The organism is Pseudomonas sp. 22085, from assembly GCF_052045815.1.
Taxonomy (GTDB): Bacteria; Pseudomonadota; Gammaproteobacteria; order Pseudomonadales; family Pseudomonadaceae; genus Aquipseudomonas; species Aquipseudomonas glycinae.
The window spans coordinates 69967-88356 of the sequence record NZ_JBQEQA010000012.1; the positions used below are offsets into that span (position 1 = coordinate 69967).

Consider the following 18390-nt stretch of genomic DNA (forward strand, 5'->3'; position numbering starts at 1 on the left):
TGTCTAAATTCCTTGTTTGAGCAGTTGCTCGACGATCAGCTCGCCGAACGCCAGATTCCCGTGCAGCGGGTCATCCACTTCGCAATACGCCGAACGCTGAAAACCCTGCTCATCATTCGCCGCCGCGCGCACGTCGATCAGCTCGATGCCGAGCCCTCGCAGGCGCTCGATCAGCAGCGCCTGCGCCGCCATGAACACCCGCGAATCGGACAACTCCGGCACCCGCTGCGGCGGCAATACGGCGAACACCTTGAGGTTCATCGCCCGGGCCTGTTCATAGAATGCCAGCGCAGGCCGGGACAGGGTGTCGACGATGGATTCGAACAGGGGACCTGCGAGAAAACCTTCGTCGAATTCGCCGTCCGGTGTCTGGTAGCAGGTCCAGTTCGGCGCGGTGGCGAGGTAGTGCAGGCTCAGGCCAATGGTACTCACCAGCGGCACCCCGACCTTCGCCAGTTGCGGCACTTCAAAAGGCGCCAGAGCCTGGCGATACAGACGTTCCATCTCGGCCTCGCGAAACACCACGTCATGGCGGGTCAGGCTGAAAAAATCCACCGCGAAATCCCGGCCGGTGCCCAGCGGGCCGCCGCTGAACGGCAACTCGCGGGCCTGCGCTGCCTTGCCGATGACCCCGGCATGGGAGTCGCCCAGCAGCAGAAACCTAGGCGTAGTAATCGAGCACGGCGTCTTCACAGACAAGCTCCTCGCTGGACACGCAGGTGGAGGGAACGCTGGCCGGCGCGTGCAGCGGTTGAACCGCATCGAGCCCGGCGAAAAACTGCTGCATGACGAACGCCACGCCTTCGGGCGTGACTTCCCGCTGGTTGGGCTGGTAGAAGGCGCCCTTGAACGGTGTGCCGGTGATGATTTCGTAAGAGGGGAAATAGTCGACGTCGTGCAGGTCTTCACACAGCTGCCCGGCGACGGCGCGCAGGACCGATTTGGAATAGGTGGTGGCGCTCAGCACATGTTCGCCCGTGGCCGTCGCCGTCAGGGGCACCGGTGACACCGTGAGCAGCAGGCGCAGTTGCGGGTTGATCGAACGCATCAACTCCAGCGCCCGCACCATGTCGCCATAAGTGTCCATGAAGCCGAAGTTGCAGAAGCGGTGCAGCTGCGGATCGAAAGTGCCACGCACGGTGCCGGGGCACACGGGGTACACCAGACCGGTCTGGCGGTTCTGCCAGGCTTCGGTCAGGCCGAGGGTAAACACGAACACTTTGGCCCGGCGCAGGGCGGTGCGAATGGCGTCGAGGGTGGCTTCGCGCGAGGCGAACAGCGCGTCCTCGCTGGCAAAACCGTCGGACTCCACGGCGGGGCGGAACGGGTCGAAGAAACGCCCTTCATGGGCCCAGGTTTCGTCGGGTGGCAGGCTCACACCCAGCGCCCATTCCAGCCACTGGCACAGCATCGCCGGGGTGTACAGGTTGCCGGTGCGGAACGAGAACACCCCGTAGTTATGGGCCTTCCAGTCGGCTTCGGGCAATTCGGCCGGGGCCGGTTCCGCATCCAGCCAGTTCATGCCGCGTTCCACCAGAGCCCGACCGATGTGCTGGGCGAAACACGAGCCAGCGGTGACGATGGCGTCCTTGTTGCCGATCTCGAATTGCGGTGTCCACAGTTGATCGATGTCCAGCGCGGGCTTGTCGGCCACGGCGGTGCGCCAGAAAGCGCGGGGTGGCAGGCATTGATAAGGATTCACGACGAGGGCCTCCTTGGCGGTCGCTGATAAAACGGGGTCAACTGATTTGATAGCGGTAGATCAGGTCGTCAAACCACCGATCTCCAATCTGATAGGCCTGCGGCACGCGGCGCTCGAATACAAAACCGCATTTCTCCAAGACCTTGCAGGAGGCGATATTACCGTCGGTCACGGTCGACTCCAACGAGTCCAAGCCGATGGCGGCGGCATAGTCGATGATCGCCTGCCGCGACTCGGTGCCAAAGCCTTTGCCCTGATGCTCGGGCAACAGCAGGCAACCCACCTCGGCATGCCCCGGCGACAGGATGCGGAATCCGGTCACGCCCAGTTCCTGCCCACTGGCCCTGTCGGTCACCACCAGACATAACCAGTGATCCGACTGCGGCCCCCAGGCCGGAAGCCTGTGTTCGAAGCCTTTGCGCACCTGTTCCTCGGCGATTTCACCGAACACGTATTGCATGGTTTGCGGCTCGGAATGCAGCCGGAGAAACAGCGGCCAGTCGGATTCGACCATCGTGCGCAGATCCAGGCGTTGCGTGGTGAGCTCGAGCATCCGCTGCTCCTTGCAAGGGTGGGAAGGGAAGACGGTTTTTTACTGGGTGTGGGGCGAAAGATCAATGTTTTGATCGGGCATGGTTTGCAAAGCCGACCCTGATTGCCTCCATAAGCGGTGGCCCCCGGCAGCCGGGCTGCCGAAGGTGGATCGGCGAATGGATCGGTTACGGCTTGACCGGTTTGACCAGGTCGGTCTCGTTGCTGTCGAGCACGAACACTGCCAGCAGACGTGATGGTTCGGTGGTGCTGGCATTGGCGCTCACCGCGTGGAAGTCGCCCGGTTGTTCGACGAAATTTTCCCCGGCCTTGTAAACCTTCTCCGGCCCGTCACCGACCTTGCTGCGTACGGCGCCCTCAAGCACCGTGGCGTAGATGAACGCGGACTTCGGATGAAAGTGCGCCGGCGAAGAACCACCGGGTGCGTATTCCACCAGCACGCCCCGCATGGATTTACCGGGGACGTTGGGCAGGGCGCGGTCGAACACCACGGTGACCTTGCCTGCCTGCGGCTCGGCGGCCGAGGCGGATGAAATCGAAACGGCCGCAAACGTGGCGGCCAGCAGGATTCGGCTGAACATGGCGATACTCCTTCAAACAGGTGGGGTGTTTCAGCGCTGGGTCGATTTCGCCAGCCAGTCTTCAAAGCGCGTTGGACCCAGGCGCGGGTTGCTGCTGCCGGGTGTGAGCGACTGGTCGTCAAGCACATCGCCGAAGTAAAGGGCGTGGACGTCCGGGATCACTTTGCGGGTGTCGTCGGTAGCGCGGAAAAAACGCCGGACCAACTCGTCGAGGGGCATGGCTTCGGGGCCGGCAATTTCCTGCGTGCCGTTGATCGGCGCGGCCAGTGCCACGTCGGTGAGTGCAGCGGCCACATCGTCAGAGGCCATGGGCTGGATCAATGCCGGCGACAGGCGCACTTCGTCGCCGACGGTAGCGGATTGGGCAATGCCGCCGACGAATTCGAAGAACTGCGTGGCCCGCAGCAGGCTGTACGGAATGCCCGATGCCTTGATCAGGTTCTCCTGCGCGACCTTGGCGCGGAAATAACCGTTGGCGGGCAGGCGCTCACTGCCGACGATCGACAGCGCCACGTGATGGCGAACCCCGGCGGCGGCTTCGGCGGCAAGCAGGTTACGGGTGGAGGTCTCGAAGAAGTCGAGTACGGCCTGATCTTCCCACGACGGCGCGTTGGATACGTCGATTACTACCTGTGCGCCGTTCATCGCATCGGCCAGGCCTTCGCGGGTGATGCTGTTGACGCCGGTGTTGGGGGAGGCGGCGAGTGCATCGTGGCCGCGTTCGCGCAGATTGTTCACAAGTTTCGATCCGATGAGGCCGGTGCCTCCGATAACGACGATCTTCATGGCATCTCTCCACTGGCCGACGGCAACCGTTGCTGTCGATGTGGGTTGAGCTTGCCTGTGACGCTCTGGCAAATCCTTGTGATGACCTTGGATTTGCCTTGGTTTTTTGTCCAGACAGGCCAATCCGTCGGCAGATGCGTAGACCAGTGTGCAGACCGGTGCGACGGCCGGAGGTCTGCCGTATGATCGAGCGCAAAACAATCGCCTGCCCGGACACGGCGTCGGGGGGCGCCAGACCAGAGAACAGCCACCGTGCAATTCGTGTTTGAAGACTACGTGCTCGATCAGCAGCGCCGGGAACTGACCTTGCGCGGGCAAGTCGTGACTGTCGGGCCGCAGGTCTTCGACTTGCTGCTGCTATTGGTCAGCAACCGCGAGCGGGTGGTGAGCAAGGACGAACTGTTGAGCGCCGTATGGAGTGGCCGGATCGTTTCCGAATCAACCATCACCAGCCACATCAACGCTGTGCGCAAGGCCATCGGCGACACCGGTGAGCAGCAGCGCCTGGTGCGTACGGTGCCGCGCAAGGGCTATCGCTTCGTCGGCGAAATCAGCCCGTGCGACAGCCCCGTCAATGCACCGGAAGCGCCTGCGAAACCCGAAGTGGCCACGACACTTGTCCTGCCGGAAAAACCTTCGATCACCGTCCTGCCCTTCCAGAACCTCAGTGGAGACCCCGAGCAGGACTATTTCGCCGACGGCATCGTCGAAGACATCATCACCGCGTTGTCGCGCCTGCGCTGGCTGTTCGTCATCGCCCGCAACTCCAGTTTCACCTACAAGGGCAGGGCGGTGGATGCGCGAGGCGTCGGTCAGGAACTGGGTGTGCGTTACGTGCTGGAAGGCAGCGTGCGCAAGAGCGGCAACAAGATCCGCATCACCGGCCAGTTGATTGATGCGTGCAGCGGCACGCACCTGTGGGCCGAGCGCTTCGAAGGCCTGCTCGACGATATTTTCGAACTCCAGGATCAAGTGGCCGAGAGCGTTGTGGGCGCCATCGCGCCGCAGCTGGAGCGCGCGGAAATCGAGCGGGCCAAACGCAAGCCCACCGACAGCCTCGATGCCTACGATTACTACCTGCGGGGCACGGCCAAACTGCACATCGGCACCCGAGAGGCGATCGAACAGGCGCTGGCGCTGTTCTACCGGGCAATCGAGCTGGATCCGGAATTCGCCTCGGCATACGGCATGGCGGCGTGGTGCCATTTCTGGCGCAAGCTCAACGGCTGGATGACCGACCGGCCCCGGGAAATCGCCGAAGGTGCACGGCTCGCGCGCATGGGCGTGGAGCTGGGGCGCGATGACGCCGTGGCGCTGACCCGCTGCGGTCATGCCCTGGCCCATCTGACCGGGGATGTCGATTGTGGCATTGCTTTGCTGGATCGGGCTCGATTGCTCAACCCCAATCTGGCGCCGGCCTGGTATCTGGGTGGCATCCTGCGCGCCTTGGGTGGTGAAACCGAGGCCGCCATCGCCAACCTCGAACACGCCGTGCGCCTGAGCCCGCTGGATCCGGAAATGTTCCGCATGCAGGTCGGGATGGCGCTGGCGCACTTCTTCGCCGATCGCTTCGAATGTTCGGTTTCCTGGGCCGAGAAAGCGCAGGGAAACCTGCCCAGTCTGCTGGTAGCGGCGGCCCTGATCGCCGCGAGCCACGCGCTCAATGGGCGAGCCGACAAAGCCGGGCAGGCCATGGAACGGCTGCGTCAGCTGGACCCGACGTTGCGGGTGTCCAGCCTGAGCGCGTGGCTGCCCATTCAACGGCCTGAAGACGTTGCCCGGTTTGCCGAAGGTTTGCGGTTGGCGGGGTTGCCGGAGTAAGGGCTCAGCCGGCCAATCAATCCATCGAAAAATGCATTTGCATGTTCATCGCGGCATCGTACTGATTGCTGGCCACGCGGCGTTCGATCAGGCGATCAGATCCGCCTTCGGCCACGCGGCGTTCGATCAGGCGATCGGAGCCGCCTTCGGCAACACGGCGTTCGATCAGGCGATCAGAGCCGCCTTCGGCAACGCGACGCTCCATCAAACGATCGGATCCGCCTTCGGCAACGCGACGCTCCATCAAACGATCGGATCCGCCTTCGGCAACACGACGCTCCATCAGCCGATCCGAACCCCCTTCGGCAATCTGGGTCGGCGCCTTTCTGGCCCGGTGCTGTTGCACTGATGAAGTTTCTGAATCCGGAGCACTGGTTTCCTGTCTGTTGGCAACCGGCATATCAGGCAGGCAGCTTGCCCCGAATGCATGAGTGGCAACTATCCAGGTGGCTGAAACAATGGCGACGGGTAATACCAATCCAATAGTTTTCATCGTGATCATCCTGAGTCGTAGTGGGACTTCGTTAATGAACTTCCGGTTGCAACCAGACAGGTTTGAATTCAATCGAATACTTCTAATGGGAAACTCCATGTTCCTGTGCTGCCAGGCGAATACGGTTGTACGCAATCAAGCGCATGACGTAGCCCAGCTTGATCGCGGTCGGCCCGAGGATCGTCATCCCGTGCGCGCCGACCAGCGTGGGCAAGTTCAAGTGATCATCAAACACATAAGCCAGGAAAATCCCCACCATCAACATGCCCAGGCCACCGACCAGCAACACGTGGGACAACTTCAGCACGCGGTACGAGTCTTCAAAAAAGTCATACATGTTGATCAGTCATCCCTGAGTCAATGAGTGGATCGATAAGTGTCGGCGCGCGAGGAAATCGCGAAGTCAATAACTTTGCCGGCCATCGCATTTGATGGAGGGATTTTACTGTTGGCGGTAGGGATCAACCATGTTGCATAAGTTTGGTTTTATCCTGCCAGCGTATGGAGAAGTCATACCAACGTATATAAACGACTAGTAATGTGCGCCGCATTTGGGCGTTAAATCTAATGGTTGATACCCAGACTTTCTGCCATTCGAACCAGATCGGCAAACGACTGCGCGCGCATCTTGCGCATGGCCTGGCTGCGGTGAATCTTCACGGTGATCTCGCTCAGGCCGATGGCACTGGCGATCTGCTTGTTTATCAGACCCGAGACGGCCAGCGCCATCACCGCTTGCTCTCTGATCGTGAGTGTCCCATGGCGTGTGCGCAATTCATGATGGCGGCGTTCGCACTCGCGGCGCGACCTGTCCCGCGTATGCGCGGCGACCACGGCGTCGATCATGGCCTGCTCGCGAAACGGTTTTTCCAGGAAATCGACGGCACCGGCTTTCATGGCGCGAACGGTCATGGCGATGTCGCCGTACCCGGTCATGAAAATGATTGGCAAATGGATGTTGGCGTCGGCGAGCGCCTGCTGAAAGACCAGCCCGCTGGTGCCTTGCAATCGCACATCCAGCACCAGGCAACTGGGCAGGTCAGGTCGCTGGTATTGCATGAAGTCGGCGACCGATCCGAACAGCTCGACCCGCAGGCCGATGGAGCGTAGCAGGCTGCCAAGCGCCTCACGCAGAGGAGCGTCATCATCAATGATGAAAACGATGGATTCGAGGTTTCGCTCGGGTGCAGGTTCTACGTCCATACGCTGGATGGCTTCGCGGCGATCGGGTTGCGCAGGATGCTGAACAATCCAATGGAAAGCTTTGCCCGAGCCTCCGGTTTTCATTGGATTTTTCTTGGGTAACCGTCCAGAGGCCATCGACCGCGTGTTCCTTCAGTCGATGGCCTCGGCGGGTCAGCTTCCTGCCCTGGCGACGATCGCAAAATTCCCCGGCGCCTTTTCCAGCAGCCCCAGAAATCTCACCAGATCGACCTTGCTGCCATCCACTTTCAGATCATCGGAAGTTAGCGTTTCCTTGAGTCCGGCGGTGCCGCCCAGCAGTTGGACGAACAGGTCCTTGGTGACGGTCAGCGTTGCGTTGGCGTTCGCCGCCGTCGGGCCTTTTCGGTAGTGCAGCACGGCGTTCTCGACCCATAGCACGAACGATTCATTGGTATCGGTCAGCACCAGATTGAACGTCCAGTTCTTGCCATCCGCCGCCGGCCCGTCGAGGCTCGCGGCCATGGCTTCGAGGAAACGTTCGGTGGGCGTCTGCTTCATCAGCTCGATCAGGTCGGAACGTTTGACGCCCTTGGCCGGCGGGCCGTTGCGCAGCTCCATGGCGGCCGTCAGGTAGCTGTTGCGCCAGGTCGCCGATTCCGCCTGATAGCCCATCTGTTCGTAGGCGCGGGCCAGCAGTTCCTTGGCGGCGGTGTCGTCGGGTTTGGCGAGCACGGCCTGGTCCAGCAGTTCGGCGACCCAGCGGTATTCGCCCTTGTCGTAGGCCACGCGCGCGGCTTCGACCACTTTGGCGTTGCCTCCCATCAATTCGACGTAGCGCTTTGCCGATTCTTTGGGCACCAGCGGATTCAAGTGGGCGGGGTTGCCGTCGTAGGCGCCCAGGTACAGCTGGTAGATCGCCTTGACGTTGTGGCGCAGGTCGCCGTAATAGCCGCGAGTGCCGAAGTACGACGCCAGCGAATCCGGCAGCTGGATCTTGTCGGCGATCTCGTTGGGGGGGTAGCCGGCGTTCATCAGGCGCACGGTCTGGTCGTGCAGGTATTTGTAGACGTCGCGGTGTTTGGTGATGAATTCGCGGATCCGCTCGTTGCCCCAAATCGGCCAGTTGTGCTGACCGAAATAGACCTCGGTGTCGCCCAGCTCGTCGAGGGCGATTTGCATGTAGTCGGACCAGCGCAGCGCATCGCGGACCTTGGCGCCACGGATCGGCAGCAGGTTGTGCATGGTCTGCGTCAGCAGCTCCGCACCGCCGTATGCCTTGAGCGCGGGGATCGAAAAGGTCAGCTCGGCCGGGGCTTCCGCGCCGGGCATGTTGTGGAATACGAAGCTGACGCCGTCGAGTTCCAGCGGCTGGATCGGCTGGTCGATGATCTGCGTTGGCGGCAGGATGCCCATGCTGCCGTAGGCGACGTTTTTGCCCAGCCCGGTGTCGACGATGCCGGTGGCGCCCGGCGTCAGGTTCTTGCCGAACTGATACATCGACCGCCGTGCCATCGCCGGGCCCGCCAGGATGTTTTCACTGGTGGCTTCCTCCATGAAGCCGGCGGGCGCGACGATGGGAATGTTGCGCTGGGCCACTTCGCTGCTTGAGGTGATGCCCAGCACACCGCCGAAATGGTCGGCATGGTCGTGGGTGAAAATGATCGCGGTGACGGGCTTGTTGCCCAGATGCTCGCGGGCGAAGGCCAGCGCTGCGGCGGCAGATTCACGGGAGGTCAGCGGGTCGACCACGATCCAGCCGGTCTGCCCGTCGATCAGCGTCATGTTGGCGATGTCGAAACCGCGCAACTGGTAAATCCCATCGCGGACCTTGAACAGACCGATCTGCGCATTGAGCATCGCGTGCCGCCACAGGCTCGGGTTGACGGTGGCCGGTGCCTGGCCTTCGACGAAACGGTACGCATCGAAATCGATCAGGACATTGCCGTCAGCGCCGAGGATCTTGCCGGTGGGCCGGGCGATGAAACCGCGCTGGGCATCTTCCATGTCGCGGTTGTCGCTGAGGTCCAGGCCCTTGATCGACGCCTGGATCACCGCTGCTGTGGCGGGCGTGGCGTCGCCGGCTGCGAGGCTGGGCTTTTTGTCGCAGCCGGCGAGGGACACCAGCGTCAGGGCGAGGATCGTGTAGAGGGTCGGTTTCATTCTTGTTGTTCTCCGAGGGTCGAGTGCGCTCCAGCCTAGGGGGAGGGCGGCGATGTATCCAATGCATTGTTTACATCCGGATAATGCGTCGCTAGCATCGGGCGAATGGACCTCAAACGACTGTCACACCTTCTCGCGCTGGCCGATGAACGCCATTTCGGTAGGGCCGCCGAACGCGTGCACCTCAGCCAGCCGGCCCTGAGCCGCAGCATTCAGGCGCTGGAGAGCGAAACCGGACAGCGCCTGTTTGATCGCGACACCGGCGACGTCCGCCCGACGCCAGCGGGGGAGTTTCTGATCGAGCGGGCGCGACGGCTGCTGTTCGATGCCCGTTCGCTGGAGCGGGACATGGCGCTCTACAGCGATCGCCAACTGGGCAGCCTGGCGTTTGGCGTCGGCCCGTTCCCGGCGGCCATGCTGATGCATCAAGTGGTGCCGCGACTGCGTTTGGATCACCCGGCAGTCACCCTGCGCGTGGAAGTGAACAACTGGCAGATTCTCGAAGCGCGGCTGCGCGCTGAGGCGATCGAATTCTTTGTTGCCGATATCCGCAATTTCACGGCGGAATCCGACCTGCTGATCCGTTCGCTGGGCCAGGTCTCGGCGGGTTTCTTCGTACGGCCGGAGCATCCGCTGGCCGGGCATAAAGTGACGATGGGCGAACTGGAAGGCTACGGCATCGCCACAACGCGCCTGCCGGAAGTGGTGAAGCTCGAGACCGCCCGAACCCTCGGCATCTCCACCCGCCAGGCGCTGCCCATCGTGCTGGAGTGCGATGACGTGGCGTTGCTCAAGACCGTCGCTGGCTCAACCGACACCATCCTCGGCGTCATTCATGGCGCTGTGGCTGAAGATATTCGGGCGGGGCGTTTGATCGAGCTTCATGTTGTCGACAGGCCGGGGTTTCATTCGGAAATTGGCGTGGTGAGTTTGCAGGGTAGAAGCCTGTCGCCGACGGCTCTGTGTGTGATCGAGGCGGTCGTTGCCGAGATGCAATCCGTTCACGTCGAACAATCCCCACGTCTTTAAAGACGCGTCCTACAGCCACGATTTTCCTGCTTCGTTAACGTCGTGCAGCCCCTTTCGAGGGGTTGTCGATGCATGAACGAAAGGACAATCAGTGGCTGGTCAAAAGGACATTCCCCGGGTTCCCAACCCACCGGCGGGAGACGGGCATCACGTCTCCTACCGCTATTCGACGGCTACCGAACTGGCCGATCAGCAAGACCGACAAGACAAGTACGACGCCATGCTGGCGCGGCAGGACGCCTTCGAGCGCAGTCGAGAGGTCGCGGCGAACAAGCCTGAGCCGGTGCGCGCGGGCTGCGTATTCGCCAAGTCGTGCAAGCTGCCGGACGCGATCATCGATTACTCGAATCCTTCGGGGATGGTGCCGATAGACAGCCTGAAGGATTACGGCGAGCTGATTTTGCTCGGTGGCCGTGAGGCCGATGACAGCGGTGGGGTTGAACTCAAGAAAATCAGCGGCACTGCCATTCCTGCGGGGCTGGGCACTTTTGCTCTTGCCGGTGAGGCGTTCAAGGCATTGCCCGCGATGGCCTCTGCTGCTGTCGCGACCCCGCTGCTCGGTTTGCTGGCGATGTTCATGCCCTCGAACCTGGGCGATAGCGCGCTCTATACCGAAGACCAGTTGCTCGCCCTCAAACAGGCCCGAACCCGCGTGCGCTTGCGCGTTGAACAGCAGGCCGACGGGAGCCTGAAGGGTTACGGCTTCTATACCGGCAAGAACCGCGATTGGGAGATGGTTGATGTTGTGCAGTTCACTGCACGCGATAGCCGGTTTGTTGCAGACCTCGGTGACGGTGTTGAGCTGATCTGGACGCCAGCTGTAGACGGGGCCGACATCCTCGGTATTCCTGCACTGGAGGCTGCTCCGCAGGCGCCGCATATCTGGGTGTATCCGCCGACGAAAGCGGCGGACGGGATTCTGGTGAATCCGGTTTATCCGCCGGAGTATCGGGATTTCATTTTGGTGTTTCCGGCGAATTCCGGGGTTCGGCCGCTGTACATCGTAGTCAACACCTCACGTAAAGGCTTACCGTCAGAGGGGCATAGCTATCATAAACCTCCAGAAGCAGAAGAAATTACTGCTTTTCCCGGTTTGAAAAAAGCACAGAAAATGAACCCTATACAGGGAGGCGGCGGACTTCGGGAACGGTGGAAGGATGCAAAAGGCAGGAGAATTTATGAGTGGGACTCAAGGCACGGAGAGTTGGAAGTTTATCGTGCAAGTGACGGAACTCACCTAGGAGCGTTTGACCCTTTTACAGGAGAACGACGCGGGGATCCGAAAGATGAAAGAAGCATCAGAAAAAAATACTTGTGAGGTTGATGATGGGACTAAAGCTGAGACTGGAGTGGTATGACAAGCACACTCAACTATGCGAGGGCGAAGAGTACTCCAAGGATTTAGGCGACGATGAAACCGTTTTGAATGCCTTGGGCATCCCAGTGGAAAACAACATAAATAATGGCGGCTTCAATGTAGTCGAAAATTGGACGCCTATTATCCAACCTTACTTTCAACACAATATTTTCCTTACGGCTTACAACTATCAAATCTCGTTTGACTACAGCGACGTCTGGTAACTGACCTTATGATCTACAGAATCGAAGCCTTCGATCAAAAAACGGAGCTTCTGGTGTTCGAGGCGCAGCTTCCCGGAGGATGCGACGACCAGATCGCCGCCGTTATGGGATGGACAACAGAACAGCAAGGTTGGGAAGGCTACGATCTGACGAGTGATCAGATCGCCGCCTTGGAGAAGCTATTGGGAAGGACGGTCTTCGATCCGACTTATCTCTTCCAACTGAGCTGCAACGTTAATTAAACGGCCCTTTGCCAATTGATCCTTAACAGGAACAATCAGCCCCGCTGACCCCGCCCCGGATAATTCAGCACAAACTGCACATGCGCCTTCACCCCGGTGGCCAGTGTCGCGTCATCGGCGGTGAAGTAGGGGCTGTGGTTGTTCGGCGCCTTGCTCATGTCCTGGCCTTCCGGCGTTGCGCCGAGGAACACGAACAGCCCCGGCACCTTGCGCGCGTAGTAGGAGAAGTCTTCGCTCGGCGACAGGGAGGCGGGCAGGCGCTCGACCTTGCCCGGTGCTGCCAGTTCGAGAGCCGGGATCATGGCTTCGGTCAGGGCCGGATCGTTGGTGGTTACCGGGGCATTGTTCACCAGCAGCAGATTGGCCTGGGTCTCGTAGGCGCTGGCGATGCTGTTCACCAGCGGCGGCATCTTTTTCAGGATCGTGTCGCGGATGTCGGCGTTGTTGGTGCGGATGGTCCCGGTCATTTCCACGGTCTCGGGAATGATGTTGGCCGCCGAACCGCCGTTGATCGTACCGACGCTGATCACGCCCATGCCCTGGGTCAGGTCGACGCGCCGACTGACCAGCGTCTGCAAACCGCTGATGATGCCTTGGCTGGCAACAATCGGATCGACCCCGCTCCAGGGCGCCGAGCCGTGAGTCTGCTGGCCCTTGACCGTGATGCGGAACGAGTCGCTGCTGTTGAGCACGGTTCCGGATTTGTAGAACAGATGCCCGGTCGGATAACCCGCCATCACATGCACCCCGAACACCGCTTCCACCTTGGGCGAATCGAGCGCGCCATCGCGGATCATCGCCTGTGCACCGATCAGGGTGTCGGTCTGGAATTCATCGACATCGGCCGCGCCTTCTTCAGCCGGCTGAAACAGAAACACCACCGTCCCGCGCACCTGATCGCGATGCTCGGCCAGCACCTTCGCGGCGCCCAGCAACATGGCGGTGTGGGTGTCGTGCCCGCAGGCGTGCATCACCGGCACGCTCTTGCCGAGCCGCGTGCTGGTGGCCTGACTGGCGAACGGCAGGTTCGTCATCTCCTTGACCGGCAAGGCGTCCATGTCGGCGCGCAACGCCACGACCGGCCCCGGCATTCCGCCTTTCAGAACACCCACAACACCCGTCTTGCCGACCCCGGTGCGCACTTCAATGTTCGATGCTTTGAGCCGTTCGGCCACCAGCGCGGCGGTCTTGAATTCAAGATTGCCCAGCTCTGGATGCTGATGAATCGTGTGGCGCAGATCGATGACTTCCTGATTGACCGCGCTCACGGCGCCATCGACCCAGGGCGCATCGGCGGCATGGCTGGCAGTGGCAACGAACGAGGACAGAATGGCGAGACAGAGTGTGGTTTTGCAGAAACGGATCAAGGCGGGACTCTCTCTTATGGTTTTTATTGGCGTCAGAGGGTATGCCGCGATGCAAGGCGGGACAAACGAGTCTGGCCGGTAATCGCACGGCTTTTGGTTTTTCGCGTTTTTGCCCGAGCGCGGCTTTGAGCGGATTGTTTTCCATCGCTTGATCCGCTTCACTGTGGCTCTTTTGCCTGAGCGGAAATCAATCATGGAACGATGCGAAGCACTGGTCATCGGCCTCGGCGCCATGGGCGCGGCCACGGTGTATCAACTGGCGAAGGCCGGGGTCAACGTGGTCGGCATCGACCGCCACCACCCGCCGCACACATTCGGCTCCAGCCATGGCGACACCCGCATCACCCGGCTGTCCGTGGGCGAGGGCGCGCAATACGTGCCCATCGTGCGCAACTCCCACCGCATCTGGCGCGAACTGGAAGCGCTGTCGGGCGAGTCCCTGTTCGAACAGACCGGCCTGCTGGTGCTGACCTCCAGCCCCGACTTCGATCCCGCCGACGAAACCGACTTCACCCTGCGCACCATCGCCCTGGCACAGACCTACGGCATCGAACACGAAGTCCTCGACGCTGCCCAGATCCGCCAGCGCTTCCCGCAGTTCGCCCAGGTGCGCGACGACGCCATTGGCTACTTCGAACCCGAGGGCGGTTTTGTACGGCCCGAACGCTGCATCGACGTGCAACTCAGGCTCGCCGAACAACACGGCGCCACGCTGTACAAGGGCGAGACCGTGACCCACATCAACTCGGACGAACAGGGCGTCACCGTCACCACCGACCAGCGCACCGTGCGGGCGGACAAACTGGTGGTCACCGCCGGCAACTGGGCGGGCGGCCTACTGGGCGCACCGTTCTACAGACTGCTCAGCGTCTATCGGCAAAAGCTGTTCTGGTTCGAAACCGAGCCCGACGCAGGACTGGTCGGCCACTCACCCACGTTCATCTTCACCCACGGCCCGGACCACGATTTCTACGGTTTTCCCGCATTGCCGGGGGAGGGCAGTTTGAAAGTGGCTACGGCGCAATATCACAGCGCATCCACGCCTGAAACTCTGGATCGCACAGTCTCGGCCGAGGAAGAACGCGAGATGTACGAACAGCAGGTGCAGGGGCGCATTGCCGGGCTGACGGATCGCGTGGTGAAGTCAGCGGTTTGCGCCTACACCGTCACGCCGGATCGGCATTTCATCATTGATGAGCATCCACGGTTGCAGCATACGTTGGTGGTGTCGGCATGCTCCGGGCATGGGTTCAAACACTCGGCGGCGCTGGGGGAGGCGTTTGCGCAGTGGTGTTTGCGGGGGGAGAGTGAGCTGGATCTTTCGTTGTTTTCGGTGGGGCGGTTTGAGACGTGAAGAAGAGAAAGGTAAAACTTTTAGCGTATCTGGCCAGCGCAATCGCTGGACCCCGTGGGGTGTTTGGCCCTGATCGCATGGTTCGGATACTCGATTGTCATTCGATCATTGAAGTGCTTCGCCTCATCTATGCTTAAGCTGCGAGGAGCGAAGGCGTTACGGTTGTTGATGGTTCGTTAGGAGATGAGAAGGGCGTGGTCAGGATTCCAAAAGGGCCCATCTGGGCCGCGTATATTATGAAAGTAAATCTCTCCTTAAATATGCTCTTTCCACCAACAAAAGATGGTCTTCGATCGCTTTTATTCCCCCCCATGGTTCTTGGTAAGGCGCGTCCCGCAGATGATCTGGTCTACAATGCGATCCTCACCGTGCCTTCGCTCATCGGAGTCTTATTACAAATGCTCAATCTTTTCGAGGCAAAGTTCAGCAAGGATCGTCTCCATCCGATATTTACGCTTATATCGAGGGACCGTCATGCGCCAGAGCGGGAGGTGATCAATAATTGGGCCGAGGGATTCACGGATCGTGATGGAAAGTTTGTAGACGAATTTCAACTCACATTCGAAGCAGCGATGTGGGAGTTGTATCTGCATGCTGTTTTGAAGGAGCTAGGCTTCATTATAGATATGAGTTTCGACGCACCAGATTTTGTCGTCACCGGCCCGACTCCTTTGACCATCGAAGCGACAATCGCCAAACCTGCCGTCAACGGGCAACCAGCTTTTGGATTTGATGCCCTGGAAGCAATACCGAAAGATTTCGGACAGCTAAACCACGAAGCAGCACTGAGGCTCTGCAACAGCATTTCGGCAAAGCACGAAAAATACAAGAGTCGCTACTCTAAATTACCCCAGTCTCAAGACTTGCCGTTCGTTATTGGCTTAGCCGCGTTTGACCGCCCATATGCCCACATGGCGGTAAACCGGCCGATCTTGGCCGCGCTCTACGGCCATTACATTGATGAGTCCGACATTTACGAGAAGGATGGGAGGCAACATTTGGGACAGTACCATGTCCAGGGCGCGATCAAGCCCAATGGTAGTACGGTTCCGATGGGCATTTTTCTAGACGATAGCTATGCAGATATAAGTGCAATCATTTTTTCGCCGGTCGCCACGTGGGGGAAGATCAGGGCTCTCGCAAAAAACACAGAGATCTCGGCAATTTTCACTACGTTGCATCCCGTCGAAGGAAGTATCCATCCTGAACGTCGACAGCAACCGTCGAATCAATACGAAGAACATCTTCTTGATGGCTTATATATATTTCATAATCCTTACGCAAAGAATCCTCTTGATGCGTCAGTTTTTCACCATGAAAGGGTGGCTCAGTTCTGGTTGAAAGAGAACGGCGAATACGAAATTATCTGTCCCGATGACTTTTTGATGTATCGACAGATCATGTCTAGTGCTACTTTTGAAGAGGGAGAATTACCACTGGGCCGCTGACGCGAATTTGTACCTCTTCGGATGCATTTCGGCTTGATGGAGAACTTTGTAAATGGCGATGGGGTTGTTTTGTTAAAATAGTGCAAAAAATAGGGCTGAATTATTTTATCTGAAATAAATCAGCCCACTTTTTCTGAATTCTTTGGCAAGATATATCGGCCGATTTATCTATTTTTTCACTTTGGAGATCAGGTTTGCAAGGTGTTCTAATCCATCAAATGTGGAAGGGATAGCCCCTTCATCGTTTACTATCCCACTAAAAACTATTTGATCAAATCGATCTAGTAACTGAGGGCTATCCTTGCTTACTTCTTTGGCGTATACGGCATAATCCTGCACAAATTGACAAAGGGTCATGCGAAGATCAATCTGAATTAACTGAGCTTTTACTGATTTGTAATTCTGTAGCGCTACTCTAAAAAAGTATGCCATTACGACTTCGAAACCTATAATCGCTAAGTAAAACTGAGTATCAAGTTCTGGTCGCGCACCAGGGGTGAAAGCGATGTAAAATTTGACAATAAACGGTAGCACCATTAGCAGTGCCAAAAAAATTAATACGGATAGCCCTATAATGCCTTCAGTACCTTTGGCAGCTCGAAGCTTGCTGAAGCCGTCATACAAACCAAAGAAATTAAAGGCGTTTTTATAAGTGTCTAGCTTATCCTTCAAAGCGTTAACTCTAATTTCCCGCTCGCCAATATCTTTCACTATCCTTTTTCGCTCAAGATCAACCTGCTCAAGCTGTGCGGGCAAAGCTTTTAATGCTGTCATGTTTGGATGGTGGATGTATCGCTTGGTGATGTCGATCAGCATTTGATGTTCGGCATATTTTAGCTGGGAGAATGTACTTCCATTATATTCGTAGTCATATATTCGGGCGATCAGGCCTAATAAGTCGCCTGACAATGCGTCGGTGCTTCCTAGTTGGTACTCGATTAGAAAACGATATGACGTTGAAAACATATACTCTACGTCCGACACGTCACTCAGTACTAGGTGGTTTGCGCCCTCCACATATCTATCTCCCATGTTTTTTATATTTTCAGGGCATCTTTCATCAAAGAGGTCGGGATAAGATTTTATATGATGGAAAGTGGCGCCAATAAAGTTTAATAGGTATCGATTTTTTTCGTCTTCATCTTCGCGAAGGCCATCGATAACTGTCTTGATCCGAGTGGATGCATGTTCGAAAATTGCTCTTCTTAAATTATCTGAAAAATATGGCTCAACCATAGGTTCCATAGTCCTACCCTCTAATTCATCCAAGTAAAAAATATAAGTTTAGAAATATCGAGCGATTTGTTTTCTCGAAAAATAAATTCGCCCCAGTTTTTTTGTTGTTTGTTTTTATATTTCGCGGCCCATGAAAAAATTGCGGTAATTAAGTCTGCCTAGGAAGCAGGTATTAGACCTAGTTTTTGTACGCCGAGTAGCAATGTATAAACGCAGGTGAAAATTCCTATATAGAACATGGCGGTAAAGACGCGGATTTTAAACCTGCTAACCACTTGCATAGGGTGCGTGTCAACATACTCAGCAACGGATTGGTCGCTTCGAACCGTCATGAGTATCGGTAGCTCTCCATTAACGGCCAAGATGTGGATACTTATGCTTTCCTTTGGAGAGAGGCTATCAAATACAATGGCATATCGGTTGTCAGGCATCACGTGTTCGATGTGATGCCTCAAAGGCAAAATATTACAGATCGGTTTCCAATTGAAGACGATTTCGACCTTTGTCGACGTTTCGCGACCAGCGTTGTGCACTATGAACGATTTTGTGTTTGCCGTTTGCACCTCACGAATTAGCTCCCCGTCAGGATTAAAAAGTGGCTGTTGCACTAAAAAATTATGGCTGTGTGACTGAGAATACTGAAGACGGGCCTTTCCTTTGAATCGATCAAGCAGCCAAGGAACCGCAGCTACGATCAGCGCAAAGATCTCTTTTCCATACGTTTCAAGAAGACTCATGCACACGTACCTGTTCAATAATGGCCATATGAAAGCGCTGAGTCAGATGGTGGGGTATCTCACCGATTTGACCAGCAGGGTTTGAAGTCTAGACGGTCAGAGAGCAGCGCAAAATCGACTGTCGCAAATCATGCCAA

The 18390-nt window shown here is 57.9% G+C and carries 19 protein-coding genes; 7 read left to right on the top strand and 12 right to left on the bottom strand.

Features of this window, described 5'->3' with window-relative positions:
* Window positions 1-3: 3 nt before the first annotated feature.
* From ACTJK7_RS16265 to ACTJK7_RS16285, 5 genes are all read right to left on the bottom strand, one after another.
* The gene (locus ACTJK7_RS16265) at window positions 4-693 is read right to left on the bottom strand and encodes a hypothetical protein (protein ID WP_440780565.1); all 690 of its coding nucleotides are present in this window, start codon (window positions 691-693) and stop codon (window positions 4-6) included.
* Entirely contained in the window at window positions 662-1702 is a 1041-nt protein-coding gene (locus ACTJK7_RS16270; protein ID WP_440780564.1) for a GSCFA domain-containing protein, read from the bottom strand. Before ACTJK7_RS16270 ends, ACTJK7_RS16265 begins: the two co-directional genes overlap by 32 nt.
* A gap of 37 nt (window positions 1703-1739) precedes the next feature.
* Window positions 1740-2255, bottom strand: coding sequence for a GNAT family N-acetyltransferase (locus tag ACTJK7_RS16275; protein WP_064382008.1), 516 nt, complete (start codon window positions 2253-2255; stop codon window positions 1740-1742).
* A gap of 166 nt (window positions 2256-2421) precedes the next feature.
* The gene (locus tag ACTJK7_RS16280) at window positions 2422-2835 is read right to left on the bottom strand and encodes a cupin domain-containing protein (protein WP_064382007.1); all 414 of its coding nucleotides are present in this window, start codon (window positions 2833-2835) and stop codon (window positions 2422-2424) included.
* 30 nt (window positions 2836-2865) lie between these two features.
* Complete coding sequence (locus ACTJK7_RS16285; RefSeq protein WP_085655403.1) at window positions 2866-3621, bottom strand: SDR family oxidoreductase; 756 nt, start codon at window positions 3619-3621, stop codon at window positions 2866-2868.
* A gap of 252 nt (window positions 3622-3873) precedes the next feature.
* Between ACTJK7_RS16285 and ACTJK7_RS16290 the strand changes: the two genes are divergently transcribed.
* A complete protein-coding gene (locus ACTJK7_RS16290) occupies window positions 3874-5442 on the top strand; it encodes a winged helix-turn-helix domain-containing tetratricopeptide repeat protein (protein WP_064382005.1) in 1569 nt (522 codons plus the stop codon).
* Between the two features lie 16 nt (window positions 5443-5458).
* On the opposite strand, the gene ACTJK7_RS16295 is transcribed toward ACTJK7_RS16290, so the two are convergent.
* From ACTJK7_RS16295 to ACTJK7_RS16310, 4 genes are all read right to left on the bottom strand, one after another.
* On the bottom strand, window positions 5459-5935 hold the full coding sequence (locus ACTJK7_RS16295) for a phage infection protein (RefSeq protein WP_440780561.1): 477 nt from the start codon (window positions 5933-5935) through the stop codon (window positions 5459-5461).
* Between the two features lie 82 nt (window positions 5936-6017).
* Window positions 6018-6272: a transmembrane sensor/regulator PpyR gene (locus ACTJK7_RS16300; RefSeq protein ID WP_285355141.1), complete on the bottom strand. Its 255-nt coding sequence runs from the start codon at window positions 6270-6272 to the stop codon at window positions 6018-6020.
* 227 nt (window positions 6273-6499) lie between these two features.
* A complete protein-coding gene (locus tag ACTJK7_RS16305) occupies window positions 6500-7138 on the bottom strand; it encodes a response regulator transcription factor (protein ID WP_064384114.1) in 639 nt (212 codons plus the stop codon).
* A gap of 153 nt (window positions 7139-7291) precedes the next feature.
* A complete protein-coding gene (locus ACTJK7_RS16310) occupies window positions 7292-9259 on the bottom strand; it encodes an alkyl/aryl-sulfatase (RefSeq protein WP_440780559.1) in 1968 nt (655 codons plus the stop codon).
* A gap of 105 nt (window positions 9260-9364) precedes the next feature.
* Between ACTJK7_RS16310 and ACTJK7_RS16315 the strand changes: the two genes are divergently transcribed.
* From ACTJK7_RS16315 to ACTJK7_RS16330, 4 genes are all read left to right on the top strand, one after another.
* Entirely contained in the window at window positions 9365-10288 is a 924-nt protein-coding gene (locus ACTJK7_RS16315; protein WP_440780558.1) for a LysR family transcriptional regulator, read from the top strand.
* Window positions 10289-10379: 91 nt separating this feature from the next.
* Entirely contained in the window at window positions 10380-11606 is a 1227-nt protein-coding gene (locus ACTJK7_RS16320; protein WP_440780556.1) for an S-type pyocin domain-containing protein, read from the top strand.
* 8 nt (window positions 11607-11614) lie between these two features.
* Window positions 11615-11869, top strand: a complete 255-nt coding sequence (locus tag ACTJK7_RS16325; protein WP_064384113.1) for a colicin E3-like toxin immunity protein — start codon at window positions 11615-11617, stop codon at window positions 11867-11869.
* Between the two features lie 8 nt (window positions 11870-11877).
* Window positions 11878-12111 carry a DUF7683 domain-containing protein gene (locus ACTJK7_RS16330; protein WP_064382000.1) on the top strand — a complete coding sequence of 78 codons (234 nt, stop codon included), beginning with the start codon at window positions 11878-11880 and terminating at the stop codon, window positions 12109-12111.
* Between the two features lie 35 nt (window positions 12112-12146).
* Here the strand turns inward: ACTJK7_RS16330 and ACTJK7_RS16335 are convergent, their stop codons facing one another.
* Entirely contained in the window at window positions 12147-13478 is a 1332-nt protein-coding gene (locus tag ACTJK7_RS16335; RefSeq protein ID WP_440780554.1) for an amidohydrolase, read from the bottom strand.
* A gap of 193 nt (window positions 13479-13671) precedes the next feature.
* On the opposite strand from ACTJK7_RS16335, the gene solA reads away from it, so the two are divergent.
* Both solA and ACTJK7_RS16345 read left to right on the top strand, forming a co-directional pair.
* Window positions 13672-14832 carry an N-methyl-L-tryptophan oxidase gene (gene solA, locus ACTJK7_RS16340; protein ID WP_440780553.1) on the top strand — a complete coding sequence of 387 codons (1161 nt, stop codon included), beginning with the start codon at window positions 13672-13674 and terminating at the stop codon, window positions 14830-14832.
* A gap of 236 nt (window positions 14833-15068) precedes the next feature.
* A complete protein-coding gene (locus tag ACTJK7_RS16345; RefSeq protein ID WP_440780552.1) occupies window positions 15069-16280 on the top strand; it encodes a glycosaminoglycan attachment site in 1212 nt (403 codons plus the stop codon).
* Window positions 16281-16448: 168 nt separating this feature from the next.
* Here ACTJK7_RS16345 and ACTJK7_RS16350 read toward each other — a convergent pair whose 3' ends face one another.
* Both ACTJK7_RS16350 and ACTJK7_RS16355 read right to left on the bottom strand, forming a co-directional pair.
* Complete coding sequence (locus ACTJK7_RS16350) at window positions 16449-17525, bottom strand: hypothetical protein (protein ID WP_440780550.1); 1077 nt, start codon at window positions 17523-17525, stop codon at window positions 16449-16451.
* Window positions 17526-17674: 149 nt separating this feature from the next.
* On the bottom strand, window positions 17675-18253 hold the full coding sequence (locus tag ACTJK7_RS16355; RefSeq protein ID WP_440780549.1) for a hypothetical protein: 579 nt from the start codon (window positions 18251-18253) through the stop codon (window positions 17675-17677).
* Window positions 18254-18390 lie beyond the last annotated feature (137 nt).